This window comes from Frankia umida, from assembly GCF_023242945.1.
GTDB lineage: Bacteria > Actinomycetota > Actinomycetes > Frankiales > Frankiaceae > Frankia > Frankia umida.
Window position 1 is genome coordinate 1 of sequence record NZ_JALKFT010000055.1, and the last position, 19494, is coordinate 19494.

Consider the following 19494-nt stretch of genomic DNA (forward strand, 5'->3'; position numbering starts at 1 on the left):
GATGCGTCGAAGGCGCGGGAGGTGTTGGGGTGGCAGCCGCGGGTGGCCTTCGAGGAGCTGGTCGCGATGATGGTCGAGGGCGACCTCGCACTCGAGTCCGACGCCGCCGCCCGTGAGGGTCTGCGGCCCCCGCCGCTGGTCACCCCCCGGCCCGACAGCGATGCCCCGGTGTCGGCGACCGGCCCCGCACCAGCCACAGTCGACGAGGTGTCGTCGTGACCCGACCGTCGCCCGTACCGTCGCCGCTACCGCCGCCCGCGCAGCGGACGGCCTCGCCGGATGGTGCGCACGCGGTGGTCGTCGCGGGCGCGCGTCCCAACTTCGTCAAGGCCAAGCCGGTGCTGGACGCGTTGGCCGCCACCGGGTTGCGCACCACGTTCGTGCACACCGGGCAGCACTATGACGAGGCGATGAGCGGAGTGTTCTTCGCCGATCTCGACCTGCGTGCGCCCGACCATCACCTGGCCGCGGGGTCCGGTTCGCATGCCGTGCAGACGGCGGCGGTGATGACCGCGTTCGAATCCCTGCTGGATCGGCTCGCCCCCGACGTCGTCGTCGTGTTCGGCGATGTGAACTCGACGTTGGCCTGCGCGCTGGTCGCGGCGAAGGCAGGGGTACGGTCCGCCCACGTGGAGGCCGGCCTGCGCAGCGGCGACCGGTCGATGCCCGAGGAGATCAACCGGATCGTCACCGACCAGCTGTGCGACGATCTGTTCGCGACGTCGCCCGAGGCCGTGGAGCACCTGCTGCGCGGGGGGGCCACGCCGCATCAGGTGCACCTCGTCGGCAACGTCATGGTGGACACCCTGCTCGCCCGCCAGGCGGACGCCTTCGCCCGGCCCGTGCTCGCCGAACTTGGCCTGCGTCCCGGCGGCTACGGGCTGCTCACCCTCCACCGGCCGGCCAACGTGGACGATCCGGCGACGCTCACCGACCTGCTCGCCGCACTCGGCGAGATCGCCGCCCGCTGCCCGTTGGTGTTCCCGGCGCACCCACGCACGGCCGCGCGCCTGGCCGGCCGGCTGCCCGCCGGGATCCGCCTGCTCGGCCCGGTCGGCTACCTCGACTCGATTGCCCTGCAGGCCGGTGCCCGGCTCGTGCTCACCGACTCCGGCGGCATCCAGGAGGAGACCACCGTGCTCGGCGTGCCATGCCTGACCCTGCGGGACTCCACCGAACGTCCACTCACCGTCACCGAGGGCACGAACCGTGTGGTCGGACGGGAACGCGCGGCCGTGGTGGCCGCCGCCTTCGAGGCCCTCGATCATCCGCCGTTCCCGCGTCGCCCCGCCCTGTGGGACGGCCGGGCCAGCCAGCGCATCGCCGCCATCCTCGCCCGTGCCCTCGCCGTGACCACCGCCCGTCCCGCAGCGACCGCCCAACCGCCTGGAGCGTCCGCGGGTAGCCCCGTCATCCGCTGACGTCGGATCGGACTGGCCGCCGGGGGCGGTCCCATGACCGACCCCGGCGGCCACCTGTGCTCCGGTGAATCGGCCGGATCGCCGCCGTTCAGCTGGTCGCGGCGGGCGGGCGGGCGGCTTCGGTCATCATTCCCAGGTGCCCAGCAGCGTGTAGCCGCTGAACCCGCCTCCGGCGATGTCCTCGGCCCGGGCGACGCCGCTCACCTGCACGGGGCGCAGGCTGTAGGGAGGTGTCGTGGTGCCGTTGCCGAGCTGCCCGTAGTAGTTGCTGCCCCAGGCCCACACGGTGCCGTCCCAGCGCCGGGCGTATCCGCTGAAGCTGCCCGCGGACAGGCCGATCACTCCGTCGAGGCCGGTGGAGCCGCTGACCTGGACCGGTTCCAGGGCGCTCTCGTCGTCGCCATTACCGAGCTGACCGGTGTTCCCCAGGCCCCAGGCCCAGGCGGTGCCGTCCCGGAGTAGCGCATACCCGGTGTTGCCCTCGCTGCTGGCAGCGATGGCGGTCACCCCGGTGAGGTTGTGCACGGCGACGGGCTGCGCCCGGGTGATCGTGGTGCCGTCACCGAGCTGCCCGTGCTCGTTCTCGCCCCAGGCCCGGACGGTGCCGTCCCACAGCAACGCGTACCCGCTCTCCTGGCCGCCGGCGACCGCGCGAACCCCGCTGAGGCCGCTGACCCGGACCGGCACGTTGCTGTCGGTGAACGTACCGTTGCCGAGCTGGCCCTCGTCGTTGTACCCCCAGGCCCAGACCGAGCCGTCGCCGCGCAGCGCGTAGCCGGTCGCGCCGCCGCTGGCGATGGCGAGGATCCGGCTCAGGCCGCTGACCTGGACGGGGACCCGGCTGTTGGCGAAGGTGCCGTTGCCGAGCTGCCCGTAGTTGCCGTACCCCCAGGCCCACACGGTGCCGTCCTGGCGCAGGGCGTAGGCGTGGGTGCTGCCGCCGACGATGGCGGAGACCTGGGTCAGACCGCTGACGCGTACGGGCACGGTGGTGTTGGTGGTGGTGCCGTTGCCGAGCTGTCCGTAGGCGTTGTAGCCCCAGGACCAGGGAGTGCCGTCCGCGGCGACGGCGTACCCGGAGTACCTGCCCGCGCCGATTCCCACGACACGGCTCAACCCACTCAGACCGCTGACCCGGACCGGCACGGAGCTGTTGGCGGTGGTGGCGTTCCCCAGCGCACCAAGACCGTTGTAGCCCCAGGACCATTCTGTGCCGGAGGCCGCCGCTGCCCAGACCGGGGCGACTGCTGCCGCAGCCGGCAGGGCCACGAGGCCGGCGGCGGCCAGCGCGGCCGTTGCCACCCCAAGCCGTCGTCGTCGACGAAACATCGCATACTCCTCAACAACTGTGGGCGCACTGTTCGGCACCCGCCAATTGCGAAGAGTAATTTTTTTTTAACCTTCGCCGGACCGGCTGGATGGTCTGTGCGTTGCGCTGCGTGTCGACTCGTTGGCGCGAGATGCGGCCCCGGTACCAGCGCGCCGCGCCGCTCTGCGAGACGGCCAGGTTGGCCGGCACCCGCGCCCGCCCCGCACCCTGCCCGGCCTGAGTCCTGCCCGCTGGCGCCAGCACGGAAAGCGGGCCGGTTGGCTGCTTCGACGAGGGTTTGTTTGGCGCGAATGGCGTCGGGATGGAAGGGGGCGTGTTCGGGCATGGCGTCGGAGCGCCGGCCGGCCTGGTGGTAGGTGTCGGCAGGGGTGGTGCGTCCGGCTTCGGTGTCGGGGTGGTCGGCGGCGTCCCGTCCGAGGCCGGGGGCGCGGTCGGCGAGCAGTGCCACCGACTCGGCCCGTGCCATCGGCCCGACCGACGGCACGGCGCCCGCCGCGTCCAACCGGCGCAGGGCGGCGGACGGTTCGGCGTGGGCAGCGGACTGTGGCACGCTCCAGGTCACCCGCCCGAACATCGGACAAAAGACGCAAAAATCTGCTACCGGGAGTCGCGGATGGCCTGGCCTGGGACACGTCAACATGGCTACATCGCTTAGCGTATTCGATAAGCAACAATCTGTTCATGTCATCGAACAAGCTGGTGGTGATCGGGCAGGGGTACGTCGGTCTGCCGGTGGCGATGCGAGCTGTCGCCGCGGGCTGGCGTGTCGTCGGGGTGGAGATCGACGGGGGCCGGACGGCGCGACTGGCCGCCGGGCGCTCATATGTGGAGGACATCTCGGACGGTGAGCTCGAGGCGGCGCTGGCCAGCGGGAACTACCTGCCGACCGCGGACTACGGGCAGGCCGACGGCTTCGACGTTGCCGTGATCACCGTGCCGACGCCGCTGCGGGAGGGGGCGCCCGACCTGTCGTACATCGTCGACGCCGCGCAGGAGCTCGCGCCGCTGGTCCGCAGGGGGGTGACGGTGATCCTGGAGTCGACCACCTACCCGGGCACCACCGAGGAGCTGCTCGCCCCGCTGCTGGCCGAGGGCTCGGGGCTGAAGCCGGGAACCGAGTTCCACCTCGGGTACTCCCCGGAGCGCATCGACCCGGGCAACCCGACCTGGAACCTGGTGAACACTCCCAAGGTCGTCTCGGGGATGAGCTCGGCATGCCGGTCGGCCGTGACCGCCTTCTACGACAGTCTGGTCGAGCGGACCGTGCCGGTGGCCTCGACCCGCACCGCAGAGCTCACGAAGCTGCTGGAGAACACCTTCCGGCACGTCAACATCGCGCTCGTCAACGAGCTGGCGATGTTCGCCCACGAGCTCGGCGTGGACGTGTGGGAGGCGATCGACGCGGCGTCGACCAAGCCGTTCGGCTATCTGCGGTTCACCCCGGGACCGGGGGTTGGCGGGCACTGTCTGCCGATCGACCCGTCGTACCTGTCCTGGCGGGTGCGGCGCAGCCTCGGGCGCAGCTTCCGGTTCGTGGAGCTGGCCAACGACGTCAACGACCACATGCCCGATCATGTGGTGCGCCGGGTCGCCGAGATGCTCAACGCGCGCCACCAGCCGGTGGCCGGCAGTCGGGTGCTGCTGCTCGGCCTTGCCTACAAGAAGAACACCGGGGACGCACGGGAGTCGCCGTCCATCCGGATCGCGGGGCTGCTCGCCGAGCTCGGGGCCGACCTTCGGGCGGCGGATCCGCACGTCGACCCAGCCCGGCTGCCCGCGGGTGTGCGCCTGGTCGAGGCGAACGCCACCGAGCTCGCCGTGGCCGATCTGGTGGTCGTCCTCGTCGACCATGACGCGTTCGACCGTGAGCTGGTGGCCCGGCATGCGCGGCTCGTCCTGGACACCCGCCGCTGGCTGCCCGGACCGCACGACATCCGCCGCCGCGGCCCGGCCGCAGGTGCGTTCGGTGGCACCTTCGGCGCGACACCGAGTCTTCCGTTCGACGACGCCGCAACCGCCGACGCCCCCGATGTTGCTGCCCCCGACGCTGCCATCCACGGTGGGGTCGATCCGGCCGGGGCCGGCCCCGGCATGGTTGGTCCGGGGGCGGTCGGTTCTGGGATGGGTGACGATTCGGGCGCCGACGGCGTGTGGGTGCCGGCACAGGCCCGACCGCGCGAAGGTGCGGGTCTCACTGTGGAGTCCCTCTGATCCGACCGTACGGCGACACGCCCGGAAGTCGCTCAGTGAAACCATCTACCTGCAGGTAGTCACATCATTACACCTTCCCTCCCTAGAGTTATCACTGAAAGTGTTCTCTAGCTAACGGAAAAGAGGGATTTGATGCGAAGCTCGTTCCGCGCGGGCCCCCGGTTGGGACTGCGTCGGCTGACGGCCGGCGTCGTGTCCGGCGGCGTCCTCGCGGCCACCCTGGTTGGCGTGGGAGTGGGCACGGCCTCGGCTGTCCCCTCCCCGCTTGCCTACGAGCAGTACGCCTACGGGGCATCGGCCTCGGTCGGCGGTGTGGTGACGGTCGGGCCGCTGTTCCCGACCGGCATCTCCTGCACGATCCAGCCGGGGCTCGTGGCGACCGCAGGGGGGCTTGTCAACATCCCCGGTGTCATCACGGCCGCTCCCACGTTCCAGTCCGCCACCACGGCGCACAGCGGGCCGAACAACAACCAGGTGGCCGTCACCCGCAGCACGGTGGCGAGCATCAACCTGCTCGGTGGGCTGGTCGGCCTGACCGGTCTGGGGGTCACCTCGACCGCGGTCAACACCGGGGCGGGCGTGGCCTCGGCCGGCTCGGTCTCGCTCGGGGCGCTGACCGTCCTCGGGATTCCGATCCCGCTGGGCAGCATCGGGGCCAACACGACAATCGCGATTCCGTTGCTCGGCTCGATCACGCTCAACGAGCAGACCGTGGCGGCCAACGGCATCCGCACCATCGGGGCGCACATCCGGCTGCTCGCCGGGCCGAACGCCGGCCTGGATGTGATCATCGGTCTCACCCAGTCGCGGTTCCTGCCGAAGCCGCCGGTGTTCATCACCGGGGTGGCCTACTCGAACCTGATCGCGGCGGGACCGCTGTCGGTCAACCCGTTGGTCGCCCAGAGCGTGCCCTGTAACGGGGGCACGTCGAGCTCGAGCCTGGCCGGCATCAACCTGCCGGGCATCATCACCGCAGGGGCGATCACCGCCTCGGGGACAGCGGTGCCGGGTAATCCCACCGGTGGCACCTCCAAGATCTCGCTGGCGAGTCTGAACCTGCTCAACGGCCTGATCACCGCCAGTGCGATCACGTCCCAGGCGAATGTCGTCAAGAGTCCGGGCTCGCCGCCCGTACTCAGCTCCACCGGGACACAGTTCGCCGATCTGACGGTCGCCGGTGTACATCTGCCGGTCGACGTCGCACCCAACACGGCAGTCGTCCTGCCCGGAGTCGGGTACGTGGTGCTCAACCGCCAGGTGCAGACGGCCACGGGCCTGGAGATACGGGCTGTGGAGATCGTGATTCAGATTGGCGGAGTGCTGCCGGTCGGGGCCGTGGTCCGGCTCGGGGTCGCGTCGATCAACGCCGCCGACACCGGGGTGAGCCCGCTGTCGGCGGCGATCGATCCCTACAACACCGACCAGCTCTCGGAGCCGTTCGCGGCGCAGCTGTGTGCGGACGTCGACGACCCGGCGAGCTGCAACAACATCACGACCAGCACCTTCTGAGAGGGCCGGGCGGCCACCGCTGCCCGTCCGCCGTCCGTCGGTTCGCGCCGGGCAGGCAGATCTGCCGGCGTGGTGCTGATGGACGCGGGGGCGGGGCGGGTGGGCGCCCGGCAGGTCGTCTCGCGGTGACGGGACGTCGGATGTCCGGCAGCTGGTTGTCGGAGGTCGGACGTCGGACGGACCGGCACCGTGAGATCGCAGGGCTGTGGAATCGCAGGGCTGTGGGACTGCGGGACCGGGCGGGTGGGCGCTACGTGCCTCACCCGCCCGTTCGCGCGTGAGGCGGGGAAGCCGCCGGGGCGTCGTAGATCGGACGGAGGCGGGGCGGTAGCGCCGCCGCGTCCGGACTCTCCGTGAGTGCTGTGTCTCTATGTAGTCAAGTGCTGGCTGTAGGTTGTGGACGTCCTTGAGGGGAGAGTCGGCGAAGGGTGGACGCCATGCGGGTTGTGGTCGCGACGGAGGCACGGTTCCACCGGGACGCCCAGGACGTCGTGGTGTCCCGTACCCCGAGCGAGGCCTACCGGCACTGGGCCTCCTACCTCGGCGTCTTCGATGAGGTGGTCGTGCTGGGCCGGGTCGGCGCCGCGCCGCGCGACGAGCCGGCCGCGGCATCCTCGAAGGGCTCGACGGCTGCGGCGTCTTCACCGGCCTCCTATCCGGTCGCGGGCACGGGCGTGCGGGTGGTGGAGCTGCCGCCCTATCAGGGGCTGGTCGGCTACCTGCGGACCCGGCGCCGACTTCGCCGCGCGGTGGCCGCGGGGTTCAGGCCGGGCGGAGCCCTGGCGCCCACGCCTCGCCAGCGGGCGGGCGGCTCCGCCCGTCCGGCCGGCGCCAGGTATTCGCCGCACGTCGTCGACACCCGATATCTCGCGGTGATGCCGGGCCTGGTGGGGGCGACCCTCATCGCGGCGCTGCGCCGCCGCGACCTGCCCTACGCCATGGAGATCATCGGGGACGCGGAGGCGGTCGCCGGGGGCATGTTCGGCCGCTTCGCGCGCCGTCCGGCCCGCCGCTGGCTGGCCCGCCGGGCGGTCGGCGCCCGCGCCGTCGGCTATGTCACCCGCGAGACGCTGCAGGCCCGCTACCCGGCGGCGCCCGGGGCGTTGCAGGCCCACTATGCCTACGGCCGGCTGGGCCCCGACGACTTCACCCCCGCCCCACGACCGCGGGCATCCAGACCGCCCACGCCGGCGACCGTGGTGACGATCGGCTCCCAGGAGCGCCGGTACAAGGGCCACGACATCCTGCTGGCGGCCGTCGGGGTGCTCGACGCCTGGAAGCACCCGCTGCGGGTCGTCATCGTCGGCTCCGGACGTCACCATGACCAGCTGGTGCGAACCGCGCAGCAGGAAGGGCTCGACGGGATCGTCGAGTTCGTCCCGACGCTGGACCGCGCCGGCGTGCGTGCCCTGCTCGACGACGCGGACCTGTTCGTCCTGCCGTCGCGGACCGAGGGGCTGCCCCGGGCGCTCATCGAGGCGCTGGCCCGTGGGGTGCCGGCGCTCGGCACCGCGGTCGGGGGCACGGTGGAGCTGCTCGCGCACCAGGACCTCGTCCCGCCCGAGGATCCGCTGCGCCTGGCGATCCGGATGTCCGAGGTCCTCGCCAGCCCCGAGCTGCTGGCGCGGATGTCGGCGCGCAACCGGGCTGCCGCCGAGGAGTACCGCGGCGAACGGGTGGACCAACAGGCCAGCGCCTTCTACCGGGCCGTCGTCGGCTGGGACGCGCCGGACCGCGCCCGCCCCATGGCCCACGCGCCCGCCTCCGCCGCTGCCACCACCACCGGTCGGGTGCGGCTGGCCGCGGCCTCCATCTCCGCGGCCAGCCCACTCGTCCCGGCCAAGGCCATGAGCCGTGCAGCACGGTCCCCGCGGGCCGCGGACTCCCCGCGGACAGCGGATGCCCGCCGGACAGCCGGCTCTCGGCGCACACCGGATCCACAGCACCCGGGGGACTCTCCGCGGGTGGCAGCTGACACCCGATCCCGGTCGGGTGGCCGCGCGGGCCGGTCGTCCGGTGCCGTCCCGGCTACCCGCACGACGCGAGCGGAGAAGCACCGTTGACCCCCGAAGCCATGCCGACGTCCGATCCGCCGACGTCCGATCTGTCGGTGACTCCGCGGACGGTGCCGCCGGCCGATCGGCCGGACGGCGACCGGCGGGCATCCGACCAGCATGCGGCGGGCGTGGCAGGGCCGTCCCCGACCTCAGGAACAGGGACGCGGCCGGGGACGGGAACGGTGGTGGCCGAGGAGCAGGCGGCGCCGGTGCCTGACCCGGAGCCCCGGCCGCGGCGACCAGTGCGGGTGCTGGAGGTGCTCGGCCGGATGGACCGGGCCGGCGTGGAACTGCGGGCGTTGAACCTGCTGCGCCGGCTGGACCCGGCGGAGTTCCGCCTCGAGTTCGCCGTCACCTCCGGGGCGCCGGGCTCCCTGGACGACGAGATCCGCGAACTGGGCAGCGAGGTCCACTACTGCCGGGTCGACTGGCTGTTCCCGATCCGGTTCCTGCGCCTGGTGCGCCAGGTGCGCCCGGACGTCGTCCACTCGGCCGTGGCGACCTTCTCCGGAGTGGTGCTGGCTCTCGCCCGGGTCGGGGGAGTGCGTCGGCGGATCGCCTACTTCGTCAGCAGCGCCGACCGGCACGGGACGAGCCTGCGCGGACGAGCCCAGCGCGCCGTCGGCCGGTGGCTGCTCGACCGGTGCGCCACCGACATCATCGCGGTCAGCGAGGCGGCGATGCGCGGGCTGTGGCGCGAGACGTGGCGCCTGGACGAGCGTTGCCGGGTCATCTACAACGGCGTGGAGCTGGAACCGTCCGGGGTGGCCATCGCCGCCCGCCGGCGGGCCGGCGAGCCCGAGGTGGACGAGTCCGACGGCGTCACCGTGGTGCACATCGCGCGCCCGGATCCGTTGAAGAACCGGGTCCGGGCGGTCGAGGTGTTCGCCGCGCTGCGGGCGCGCTCGGTGCCGGCGCGGCTGCGCATCGTCGGCCGCCAGGATCCCGCGGAGACGGCGGAGCTCACGGCGCTCGCCGAGCGGCTGGGCGTCGCCGACGACATCGAGTTCACCGGCGAGGTGCGCGAGATCCCCCGGCTACTCGCCGGATCGTCGCTGCTGCTGGTCACCTCGCTGCACGAGGGCATGCCCACGGTCGTGCTGGAGGCGCTGGCGGTGGGCACGCCGGTGCTGTCCGCGGACCTGCCCGGCGTCAGCGAGATCGCCCGGCTGCTGCCCGGGGTGACGACCCTGCCGTTGAGCGCCTCCGACGTGCTGTGGTCGGACACCGCCGAGATGCTCACCGCCATCCCGCCGACCCTGGAGCAGCGCCGCGAGGCCATGCGGCTGGTGCGCCGCTCGCCGTTCACGATGGACACCTGGCAGCGTGACATCACGGCCGTGTGGTCCTAGTCGATGCCTGCCCAGACCCGGGCCGGGGTGCCTCGTGCCCCCCGGCTGCCGCTGCCTGCCACGGTCCGCCGTCCACGGTCGCGGACCGCCCGCGCGCAGCGCTCGGTGGCGGCCGCGCAGCGGGCCGCGGCGCTGGCGTTCGTCGGCTGCGGGCTGGCGCTGTTCGTCGTCGTGGCCTGGTCGTCGTCGCTGGCCGCGCTACCCGAACGCACGGCGGCCCGGGTGTGCGTCCTCATCGTCGTCGGCGGTGTGCTGCTGTGCGTGCGGGCCCAGCCACGTGGGGTGTGGGCCTGCTCGTCCGTCTACCTGATCACCCTGTCGGTGTTCCACTTCGGGGTGGCGGTGCTGTACGCCACCGACACCTCGTTCGACCGGATCCGGGCCCAGTACGACTTCCGCTGGCTGGCCGTCTACCCGATGAGCCGGCTGTTCACCATCGCCACCATCGGCGTTCTGGCCGCCACCGTCGGGGTGGCGGCGATGACCTTCTGGGGGGCGCTACGCCGCCCCATCGCTCCCGTCTGCGCGGCTCCCGTCTGCGCCGTTTCCGTGGCAGTGGGGACGGCGCGGCCGAGCTTCCGGGCACCAGCAGGGTTTGCGCTGGTCGCGGCCTCGGCAGCTGCGCTGGTGGCGATCGTGCTGAGCACCGGCGGGCTCGGGCTGCTGTTCGGTTCCTATACGGACGTCGGGCAGACCGCGCTGCGATCCCCGTTGGTGCCCTACGTGCTGTTCGGCCTGTGCCTGGGTCTGGTGCTGGCGGTCATCGACGGGCCCGGCCGGTGGCGGCGCGCCACCATCGTGGTGTTCGCCCTGTTCGCGGTGATCGCCCTGCCGCTCGGGCTGCGCTCGGAGGTGATGTTCCCCGCGGTGTCGGCCGCGGCGGTCGCGGCCCGTCGACGCGTCGTCGTACGCGGCGTGATGGTGCTGCTCGGGGTGGTGGCGCTGCTCGCCCTCATCGGTGGGCTGCGCGAGATCCGCCAGTCGGGGCTCGCCGGGGTCCGGCTGAGCGCCGTCACCTTCAGCCCGGTCGACGGGGTCGCCGAGCTCGGCGCGTCGATCCGCCCGATCGGCGCGGTCCTGGACTGGCGCGACGGCATGGGTGAACACCCACCGCCAGGCTCGACCTTCTACGGGCAGCTCGAACGCCTGGTGTCCGGCCGGGTGCTGGGCCACCCCCAGCCCTCCCAGTTCGGCGACGAGCGGCTGTTCAATGTCCTGATCATGGATCGGGAGGGTCCGATCGGTGGGTCCCCGATCGCCGAGGCCTATTACAACTTCGGCCTCGGCGGCGTGCTGCTGTTCCTGCTGGCCACGGGCCTCGCGGTGGCCTGGATGGACCACGGCCGGTCCCGGCGGGGGACCGAGGCGGCCTGTCTGGTTCTGCTCGTGCCCCTGGTGATCGAGGTTCGCAACGCGTTCGCCGCCGTGCCCGTCCAGGTGATGCTGGGCCTCGTCGTGCTCGGCCTGATCCATGCTGCGGAGTCCGCCGCGGCCCGCCGGGCCCTCGCCCGCTCCGCCCGGCCGCCGGCAGCCCACCTGGTCTCCGGTCGGCGCCGGCCCGATCGGCGCCGACCGGAGCAGCACCTGCCTGTCCAGCGCTGGCCCGAGCCGCGCCGGCTCGAACCGTCCTCGCCCGGGCAGCTGCTACCCGTGCCGCTGCTGCCTGCACAACGCCGGCCCGTGCATCCTCGGCCCGTGCACCCTCGGCCCGTGCATCCTCGGCCCGGACGGCCGGAGCCCCGCGGCCCGGTCACGTCGTCGGACGTCCACCGCGACGCCGTGACCATCGGCGCCAACCAGCCTGCGACACCCCCCGGCCCTCGGACGCCCAGACTTCGAGCGCCCAGACCGCAGGTAGCCAAGGCACGAGCAGCCCACATTCCGGCGGACCACGTTCCGATGGAGAAGGTTCCGGCGGGCGGCGTGGGTGCGGCGAGGAGACCGGACGGTGTCCAGCGGGGCATCGGACGGGTCGGGACGACCGTCACCGGATGGCTGGGGCTGGCCGCCGTCGCGAGTCTCGGGCAGGCCGTGGTCACCGCCCGGATGCTGCCGCTGGCCGAACGCGGGGCGCTCGTCGTGCTGATGACCGTCTGTGCGTTCGGCGCGCTCGTCGGCGGGCTCGGCACGAACGTCGCGTTCCGCCACTACTTCGGCCGTGCCGATCCACAGGTCGGACTCGGCCACTACCTGGGCCTGACACTGGCCGTGATGCCGCTGGCCGTCGGGCTGGTCACGGTCTCCTCCCTGCTGCTACTCACGCTCAGTGGCGGTGCCCGCATGAACGGGCGGCTGCTGGCCGCCGTCGCCCTGCTCGCCGCGGCGAACCTGCTCGCCGCGCAGGTGCTCGACGCGCTCAACGCCGCCGGCGAGATCAGCCTGGCCGCGGCCCTTGTCGCCGGGACGAGTATCGCCCAGCTCGCCGCGCTGCTGCTCGGCCCGCGTCATCCTGGACTCACCCACATCCTGGTCGTCCTCGCCGCCTGCTGGAGCGCGCAGGTCGTCGTCTGCCTGGTGGAACTGGCCCGCCGCGGCCTGCCGGTGCGCCCCCGCCGCGACCGGACGGCCTGGCGGCTGCTCGTGCGCAAGGGCCTGCCCGCGCTCGGGCTGAACATCGGCGCCACCGTCGCGTTCCGGTTCGACCGGCTACTTGTCGCGGCCTTCGGCGGGGCGAGTGCGGCGGCGGTGTACTCCGTTGCCTCCGCGTCCTGCGAGGCGTTGCGGCTGCTGCCCGGCTCCGTCGGCCAGGTGATCTTCCATCGCAGCGCCCGCGGCATGCTTGACGCCGCGACCCTGCGCCGGGTGACCCTCACGGTGTGCGGGGTGCTGCTCGTCGTGGCCGGTGCGCTCGCGCTCGCCTCGCCGTGGCTGCTGGCGGAACTGTTCGGCGCCGGGTACGGCGCGGCCGTCACCCCGATGCGGCTGCTGCTGGTCGCGGAACTGCTGCTGGCACCGTTTCTGATCGAGTGCCGGATGCTGACCGGGCTCGGACGCACCCGCGCGGCCGGCAGTGTGGGTCTGATCGGCCTGCTGCTGTCGGTGGTGACCTACCCGGTGCTTGTGCCCTGGCTCGGTGCGACCGGTGCGGCGATCGGCAGCATGATCGCCTACGTGGTGATGACGCTGCTGGTTCGCCGTGCCCTGCGGGCCGAGCTCGCTGGCCGCCCTGCTCCCGTCCTGCCCGCCGGCCCGCCCGTGCCGGCGCTGCTTCCCGGCCTGCCCACGCTTCCCGACCTGCTCACGCCATCGGTGTCGCCGGCCGTACCGGCACCCGCCACCAGAGGGGCCAGCTCTTGACATCGTCCATCCCCCCGCAGTCCGTCGTCGCACAGCCCGTCGTCGCACAGTCCGTTCCCGCCCGGGTCACGCTGGTCGTCCAGCCGGGGCGGCACCGGGGACGGCTGGCCTTCTACCGCCAGACCGCCGACGCCGCCTTCTGGGACGACCTGTGGGATGCCCAGCCGGTGGACTACCTGCGGGCCCGCACCGGCCATCTGCCGCTGCACCTGCGTCGGGCGGTTCGGCGCTACCTGCATCCGGGCGGACGGGTGCTGGAGGCCGGCTGCGGGCCGGGGGAGTTCAGCGTCGCCATGGCGGTCCGCGGCTTCACCGCCGACGCCGTTGACTGGGCTCCCCGCACCGTCGCCCGGCTGCGCGCGGCGGCACCGCAGCTACGGGTCTGGCAGGGCGACGTGCGGGCGCTCGAGGTGCCCGACGGCTGTTATGACGCGGTCTACTCGCCCGGGGTCTGCGAGCACTTCGAGACGGGCCCCGGCGAGGTGCTGCGCGAGACCTTCCGGGTGCTGCGCCCCGGCGGCATCGCGCTGGTCTCCACCCCCTGCTTCAGCCCCCTGCTGCGCGCGCTGGGCCGGGTCGCCACCTCGCCCGTGGCCGCTGCCCGGCCCGAAGCCGCCCCCCGGTCCGATGGCGGTGGTTCGTCCGCGGATATCCGTCCGACCAGCGTGGATGGCGCTGCTGAGCGCCGTTCGGCCGGCGCGCCTTTGTGGCTGCCGCGTCCCCGGGAGGGAGAGTTCTACCAGTACGCCTTCACGCCGGCCGGCCTGGCCGCCGAACTGCGGGCGGTGGGATTCGAGGCGGTGCGTGCCCATCCGTATGGCGCGCTGGCCACTGCCCTGGAGTTCACCGCCGCGGGGCGGGCCCTCGCCGCCCGGGTGGACCGAGGACGACTGCGGCCGGTGGAAGCCGGCCTGGACCTCGTCGGCGCCCCTTGGCTGTCCGGCCGCGCCTGCCTGTGGGTGGCCCGCCGGCCACGACCGGGGGCGGAGCCGAAGGCGTAAGGGTCGGGGGACCCGCGCGCGAAGTGGCGCGGGACGCTGCGTCACCCGCTGGGAGGACCCCGCACGATGAAGATCGCCACGCTGGTCAAGACCGGGGACGGTCCATTGTGGATCATCCCGCACGTGCTGGCTGCCCGGGCGGCCGGCGACGAGGTGGTCGTGCTGCTGCCGGCCCCCCACCACCGGGACAGCCAGGTCGCACGGGAACTGGCCGCGCATGACGTACCGGTGGTCGAAAGCCCGGCGCCGCTGGCCGGAGCGTCGCTGCCCGCGCAGCTCGCCGCGGTCGGGAGGTTGCGGGCCACCCTGCGTGAACTCGGCGTCGACGTCGTGCACTACCACCTGTACGCCTCGGCGCTGGCCGCGCGGCTGGCCACCGTGGGCACCCCGATCACCCGCGTGCACATGGTCGCCGGGCCGCTCTACCTGGACAACACGCTGATCCGCCGGGCCGAGCGGGTGCTGTGCCGCCTCGACCACCTGCTGATCGCGAGCACCGGGGACATCCGGGACCGGTATGCGGCCCTCGGCCTGCCCGAACACCGGATCCGCACCCTGCCCCACGGCATCGATCTGGACCATTTCAGCCCCGCATCGCCGCGGCAGCGCCGGGCGGCGCGTGCCGACCTCGGCTTCGGCGCGGACGAGCTCGTCGCCGTCTGCGTCGCCTACTTCTATCCGCCGAAGCGGATGGTCCATCCGGGCCGGGGCGTCAAGGGACACGAGGTGCTGCTCGAGGCCTGGTCCCGGTTCACCGAACAGGGCGGGCGGGGCACCCTCGTCCTGCTCGGCAGCGGCTACGGCGAGGCCGGCGAGCGTTACCGCGAACAGCTGCGGGCAGCCTGGGCGGCCCGCCCCGGGGCCGACCGGGTCCGCTGGGTGGACAGCGTCCGCGACGTCCGACCGTTCTATGCGGCCGCCGACGTCAACGTGGTGTCCTCCTGGTCGGAGGGCTACGGCTCCGGGCGGGAGGCAGCCGCCTGCGGCGTGCCAACGGTGGCCACCGCGGCCGGCGGGCTGCCCGAGATCGTCGACGACGAGACCGGCTGGCTGGTCGATCTCGGCGACGCCGCGGCCTTGGCCGAAGCCCTGCTGGATGCCGCCGCCGGTTGCGGCACCCCGGCTGCCCGACAGCGGGCTGAGGCCACCCGCCGTCGCGCCGAGCGGATGCTTGACCGTCGCCTGCTCAGCCAGGACACCGTCGCCGCCCTGCATGACGCCGCCGCCCGCCGTCCACCGCGGTCCCGGACCGCCCTCGCCGTCGACGCTCTGCTCGCCCGGCTGTCCGCGGCTCGCCGCCTGCCTGCGCGCGCCGCCACCTCGCGCATCCCGAATGTCCCGCATGCCCCGGCGTCGGCTGCTGGGGGGCTGGTGCGGCGACTGCCGGAGCTGCCGGGGCTGGCGCGGCGGGTGGGGTGGGCGGCCTACCGCAGCTACCTGTTGCGCACCGATCCGGTCTGCTTTGCCCGGCGGATCGGGGTGCGGGTGGGCGACGACTGCCGCCTGGTCGAGATCACCCCGGCCACCTTCGGCACCGAGCCGTACCTGATCCGGCTGGGCCACCGGGTTGGCATCGCCGGCGGGGTCCGGTTCATCACCCACGACGGCGCGGTGACCCGGCTACGCCGCGAGCATCCCGACGTCGACGTCGTCGCGCCGATCCGGGTCGGCGACAACTCCGTGATCGGGCTGAACGCCGTCATCATGCCGGGGGTGACGATTGGCTCCGACGTGATCGTCGCCGCCGGGGCGATCGTGATGCGGGACGTCTCGGCCGGCAGCGTGGTCGCCGGTGCGCCCGCCCGGGTCATCTCCGACGTCGAACAGTGGGAACGTCGCGCGCTCGCCCGATCGGTGGGCACCGGGCGGATGAGTCCGCGACGCAAGCGGGAGGTGTTCCTGGCCCGCTTCGCCGCACAGCTCGACGCCGACCTCGACGCCGACCCCAAGGCGGACCGCAGGGCCGATGCCAGGACGGACCGCAGCGCCGACCGCAGTGCGGACGTCGGTTCCGCGGCGGAGTCCGGGGCGGAGCGGGAGCCGTCTGATATTGTTAGTCTTGCTAAGTAAATGACGCGAGGTGCGACCCTGAACGACAGGGGCAAACCGGGCGCCGAATCGAAGGTCACGTTTCGGCCAACGATTGGTCGATCGGGTCCGTCGGCTGTGTCACAGACCCTCAGGAGCGATCCCTCCCGGTGAGAAATGCCAGGATGGACCCAGAGCCGGCCGAGGATGGCTGACGCCGCAGGCGGCCCTGCGCCATGGGTTCGCCGCCAGCGGGGTCGCCATGGCGTTGCCGCAGGGGCGTGGCCATGGTGGCGAGCCCCGCCGCCCGTGGGTGACGGGCGGCGGGTGACGAGGAGGAGAACGATGGACAGCTTCGGCAGTACCGGATCGCTCGCGGTAGGTGACCGCACCTACACGATCAGGCGGCTGGACGCGGTGCCCGGGGCCGGTCGACTCCCCTACAGTCTGAAGGTGTTGCTGGAGAACCTCCTGCGCACCGAGGACGGCGCCAACATCACCGCGGACCACGTCCGGGCGCTGGCGAACTGGGACCCGTCGGCCGCACCGAGCCAGGAGATCCAGTTCACCCCAGCCCGGGTGATCATGCAGGACTTCACCGGTGTTCCCTGCGTGGTGGACCTCGCCGCGATGCGCGAGGCGATGGCCGCGCTCGGCGGCGACCCGGCGAAGATCAACCCGCTGGCACCGGCCGAGCTGGTGATCGACCACTCGATCATCGCCGACCACTTCGGCCGGCAGGACGCCTTCGAGCTCAACGCGACCCTCGAGTTCGGCCGCAACCGGGAGCGCTACCAGTTCCTGCGCTGGGGCCAGGCGGCGTTCGACAACTTCACCGTCGTCCCGCCGAACACCGGCATCGTGCACCAGGTCAACCTGGAGTACCTGGCCCGCGTCGTGTTCACGAAGGACACCCCCGAGGGCACCCTCGCCTACCCGGACACCCTGGTCGGCACCGACAGTCACACCACGATGATCAACGGTGTGGGTGTGCTCGGCTGGGGCGTCGGCGGCATCGAGGCCGAGGCCGCGATGCTCGGCCAGCCGGTCAGCATGCTCATCCCGACCGTCGTCGGCTTCAAGCTCACCGGCGAACTGCCCGTCGGCACCACCGCCACCGACATGGTGCTGGTCATCACCGAGATGCTGCGCAGGCACGGTGTCGTCGGCCGGTTCGTCGAGTTCTACGGCGAGGGCGTGGCGAACCTGCCGCTGGCCAGCCGGGCGACCATCGCCAACATGAGCCCCGAGTACGGCTCCACCTGTGCGATCTTCCCGGTCGACGGCGAGACGCTGAACTACCTGCGGCTGACCGGGCGTCCCGCCGAGCGGGTCGCCCTGGTCGAGGCCTACGCCAAGGAACAGGGTCTCTGGCTCGACCCGAGCTTCGAGGCCGACTACACCACCACCCTTGAGCTCGATCTTTCCACCGTGGTGCCGTCACTGGCCGGCCCGAAACGACCGCAGGACCGGGTGCCGCTGTCCACCGCGAAGGCCGCCTTCCGCACCGCGCTGCCCACCTACGCCAAGGCCACCGTCCTCGCGAACGGCGGCGCCGACGAGGCCGACGCCGAGTCGTTCCCGGCCTCCGACCCGGCCGCGGCCTTCGCCGACAAGCCGTCGGACGCCCCGGTGTCGGTCAACGCGGTCGCCGGCCCCGTCGCCGACCGTCCGTCCCGGCCGACGCCGGTGACCCTGGCCGACGGCACCGTCGTCGAACTCGACCACGGCGCGGTCGCGATCGCCGCGATCACGTCCTGCACCAACACGTCCAACCCGCAGGTCATGATCGGCGCGGCCCTGCTGGCCCGCAACGCCGTGGAGAAGGGCCTGACCCGCAAGCCGTGGGTGAAGACCACCCTGGCCCCGGGCTCCAAGGTCGTCATGGACTACTACAACCGGGCCGGGCTCGTGCCCTACCTGGACAAGGTCGGCTTCAACCTGGTCGGCTTCGGCTGCACGACCTGCATCGGCAACTCCGGCCCGCTGCCCGACGAGATCAGCGCCGCGGTCAACGAGGCCGACCTCGCGGTGGTCAGCGTCCTGTCCGGCAACCGTAACTTCGAGGGCCGGATCAGCCCCGACATCAAGATGAACTACCTGGCGTCCCCGCCGCTGGTCGTCGCCTACGCGCTGGCCGGCACGATGGACATCAACCTCGACACCGACCCGCTGGGCACCGGTTCGGACGGCCAGCCGGTGTACCTGCGCGACATCTGGCCGAGCGAGGCCGAGGTCACCGCGGTCGTCGCCGACGCCGTGCAGGCGGAGATGTTCGAATCCGACTACGCCGACCTCTCCGGGGACGAGCGCTGGCAGGCACTGCCCATCGGCGACGGCGGCGCGGTCTCCCAGACCTTCGGCTGGGTACCCGACTCCACCTACGTCCGCCACCCCCCGTACTTCGAGGGCATGGCGGCCAAGCCCGAGACCCGCACCGACATCGTCGGCGCCCGGGTCCTCGCCCTGCTCGGCGACTCGGTCACCACCGACCACATCTCACCCGCCGGCAACATCAAGAAGGACTCGCCGGCCGGCCGCTACCTCACCGAGCACGGTGTCGCCCCGCTCGACTTCAACTCCTACGGCTCACGGCGCGGCAACCACGAGATCATGATCCGTGGCACCTTCGCCAACATCCGGCTGCGCAACAAGCTCGTCCCCGGGGTCGAGGGCGGCGTGACCCGCCACCTGCCGGACGGCGAGCAGCTCGCGATCTACGACGCCGCCCAGAAGTACGCCGCCGAGGGTGTCCCGCTGGTCATCCTCGCCGGCAAGGAGTACGGCTCGGGCTCGTCGCGTGACTGGGCCGCCAAGGGCACCTCGCTGCTCGGCGTGCGCGCCGTCATCGCCGAGTCCTACGAGCGCATCCACCGCTCCAACCTGATCGGCATGGGCGTGCTGCCGCTGCAGTTCCCCGAGGGCCAGTCGTACGAGTCGCTCGGCCTCACCGGCGAGGAGACCTTCACCATCACCGGCCTGGCCCACGTGGACGAGAAGACCCCGACCATCACCGTCCAGGCCGGGGACAGGTCCTTCGAGGCTGTCGTGCGCATCGACACCCCCGGCGAGGCGGAGTACTACCGCCACGGCGGCATCCTGCTCTACGTCCTGCGCTCGCTGCTCTAGTCGCTCCACCGGCGCCACCAGCTCCACCGGCGCCACCAGCGCCGTCAGTCCACCCGGCCCCGGGGGGGGGGGGGGGGGGGGGGGGGCCGGAGGTGTCCTGGAGAACCTGGGGGCCGGTGCCGCCTGCTCGACCCCGTCGATGGTCACGATCGTCGACCG

10 protein-coding genes and 1 pseudogene are annotated in these 19494 nt (G+C 72.6%); 10 read left to right on the plus strand and 1 reads right to left on the minus strand.

Annotated elements, in window-relative coordinates; all coding sequences use genetic code 11:
• Together MXD59_RS24935 and wecB are read left to right on the plus strand one after the other, a co-directional pair.
• Window positions 1-219 (plus strand): annotated as a pseudogene (locus MXD59_RS24935) (GDP-mannose 4,6-dehydratase); the annotation flags it as partial.
• Window positions 220-293: 74 nt separating this feature from the next.
• The gene (wecB, locus tag MXD59_RS24940) at window positions 294-1421 is read left to right on the plus strand and encodes a non-hydrolyzing UDP-N-acetylglucosamine 2-epimerase (RefSeq protein WP_248827024.1); all 1128 of its coding nucleotides are present in this window, start codon (window positions 294-296) and stop codon (window positions 1419-1421) included.
• A 126-nt stretch (window positions 1422-1547) separates the two neighbouring features.
• Here wecB and MXD59_RS24945 read toward each other — a convergent pair whose 3' ends face one another.
• Window positions 1548-2750 (minus strand): RCC1-like domain-containing protein, encoded by a 1203-nt coding sequence (locus MXD59_RS24945; protein ID WP_248827016.1) that lies wholly within the window; start codon window positions 2748-2750, stop codon window positions 1548-1550.
• 682 nt (window positions 2751-3432) lie between these two features.
• Between MXD59_RS24945 and MXD59_RS24950 the strand changes: the two genes are divergently transcribed.
• From MXD59_RS24950 to MXD59_RS24985, 8 genes are all read left to right on the plus strand, one after another.
• Window positions 3433-4962: a nucleotide sugar dehydrogenase gene (locus tag MXD59_RS24950; protein WP_248827017.1), complete on the plus strand. Its 1530-nt coding sequence runs from the start codon at window positions 3433-3435 to the stop codon at window positions 4960-4962.
• Between the two features lie 132 nt (window positions 4963-5094).
• Window positions 5095-6471 (plus strand): choice-of-anchor P family protein, encoded by a 1377-nt coding sequence (locus MXD59_RS24955; RefSeq protein WP_248827018.1) that lies wholly within the window; start codon window positions 5095-5097, stop codon window positions 6469-6471.
• 437 nt (window positions 6472-6908) lie between these two features.
• Window positions 6909-8534, plus strand: coding sequence for a glycosyltransferase family 4 protein (locus MXD59_RS24960; protein WP_248827019.1), 1626 nt, complete (start codon window positions 6909-6911; stop codon window positions 8532-8534).
• A 179-nt stretch (window positions 8535-8713) separates the two neighbouring features.
• Window positions 8714-9880, plus strand: coding sequence for a glycosyltransferase (locus MXD59_RS24965; RefSeq protein WP_308301779.1), 1167 nt, complete (start codon window positions 8714-8716; stop codon window positions 9878-9880).
• Window positions 9881-9883: 3 nt separating this feature from the next.
• Window positions 9884-13177, plus strand: coding sequence for a lipopolysaccharide biosynthesis protein (locus tag MXD59_RS24970; protein ID WP_248827020.1), 3294 nt, complete (start codon window positions 9884-9886; stop codon window positions 13175-13177).
• The gene (locus tag MXD59_RS24975; RefSeq protein WP_248827021.1) at window positions 13174-14178 is read left to right on the plus strand and encodes a class I SAM-dependent methyltransferase; all 1005 of its coding nucleotides are present in this window, start codon (window positions 13174-13176) and stop codon (window positions 14176-14178) included. Before MXD59_RS24970 ends, MXD59_RS24975 begins: the two co-directional genes overlap by 4 nt.
• A 66-nt stretch (window positions 14179-14244) precedes the next feature.
• The gene (locus tag MXD59_RS24980; protein ID WP_248827022.1) at window positions 14245-16248 is read left to right on the plus strand and encodes a glycosyltransferase; all 2004 of its coding nucleotides are present in this window, start codon (window positions 14245-14247) and stop codon (window positions 16246-16248) included.
• Window positions 16249-16551: 303 nt separating this feature from the next.
• On the plus strand, window positions 16552-19335 hold the full coding sequence (locus MXD59_RS24985) for an aconitate hydratase (protein WP_248827023.1): 2784 nt from the start codon (window positions 16552-16554) through the stop codon (window positions 19333-19335).
• The last annotated feature ends 159 nt before the right edge of the window (window positions 19336-19494 follow it).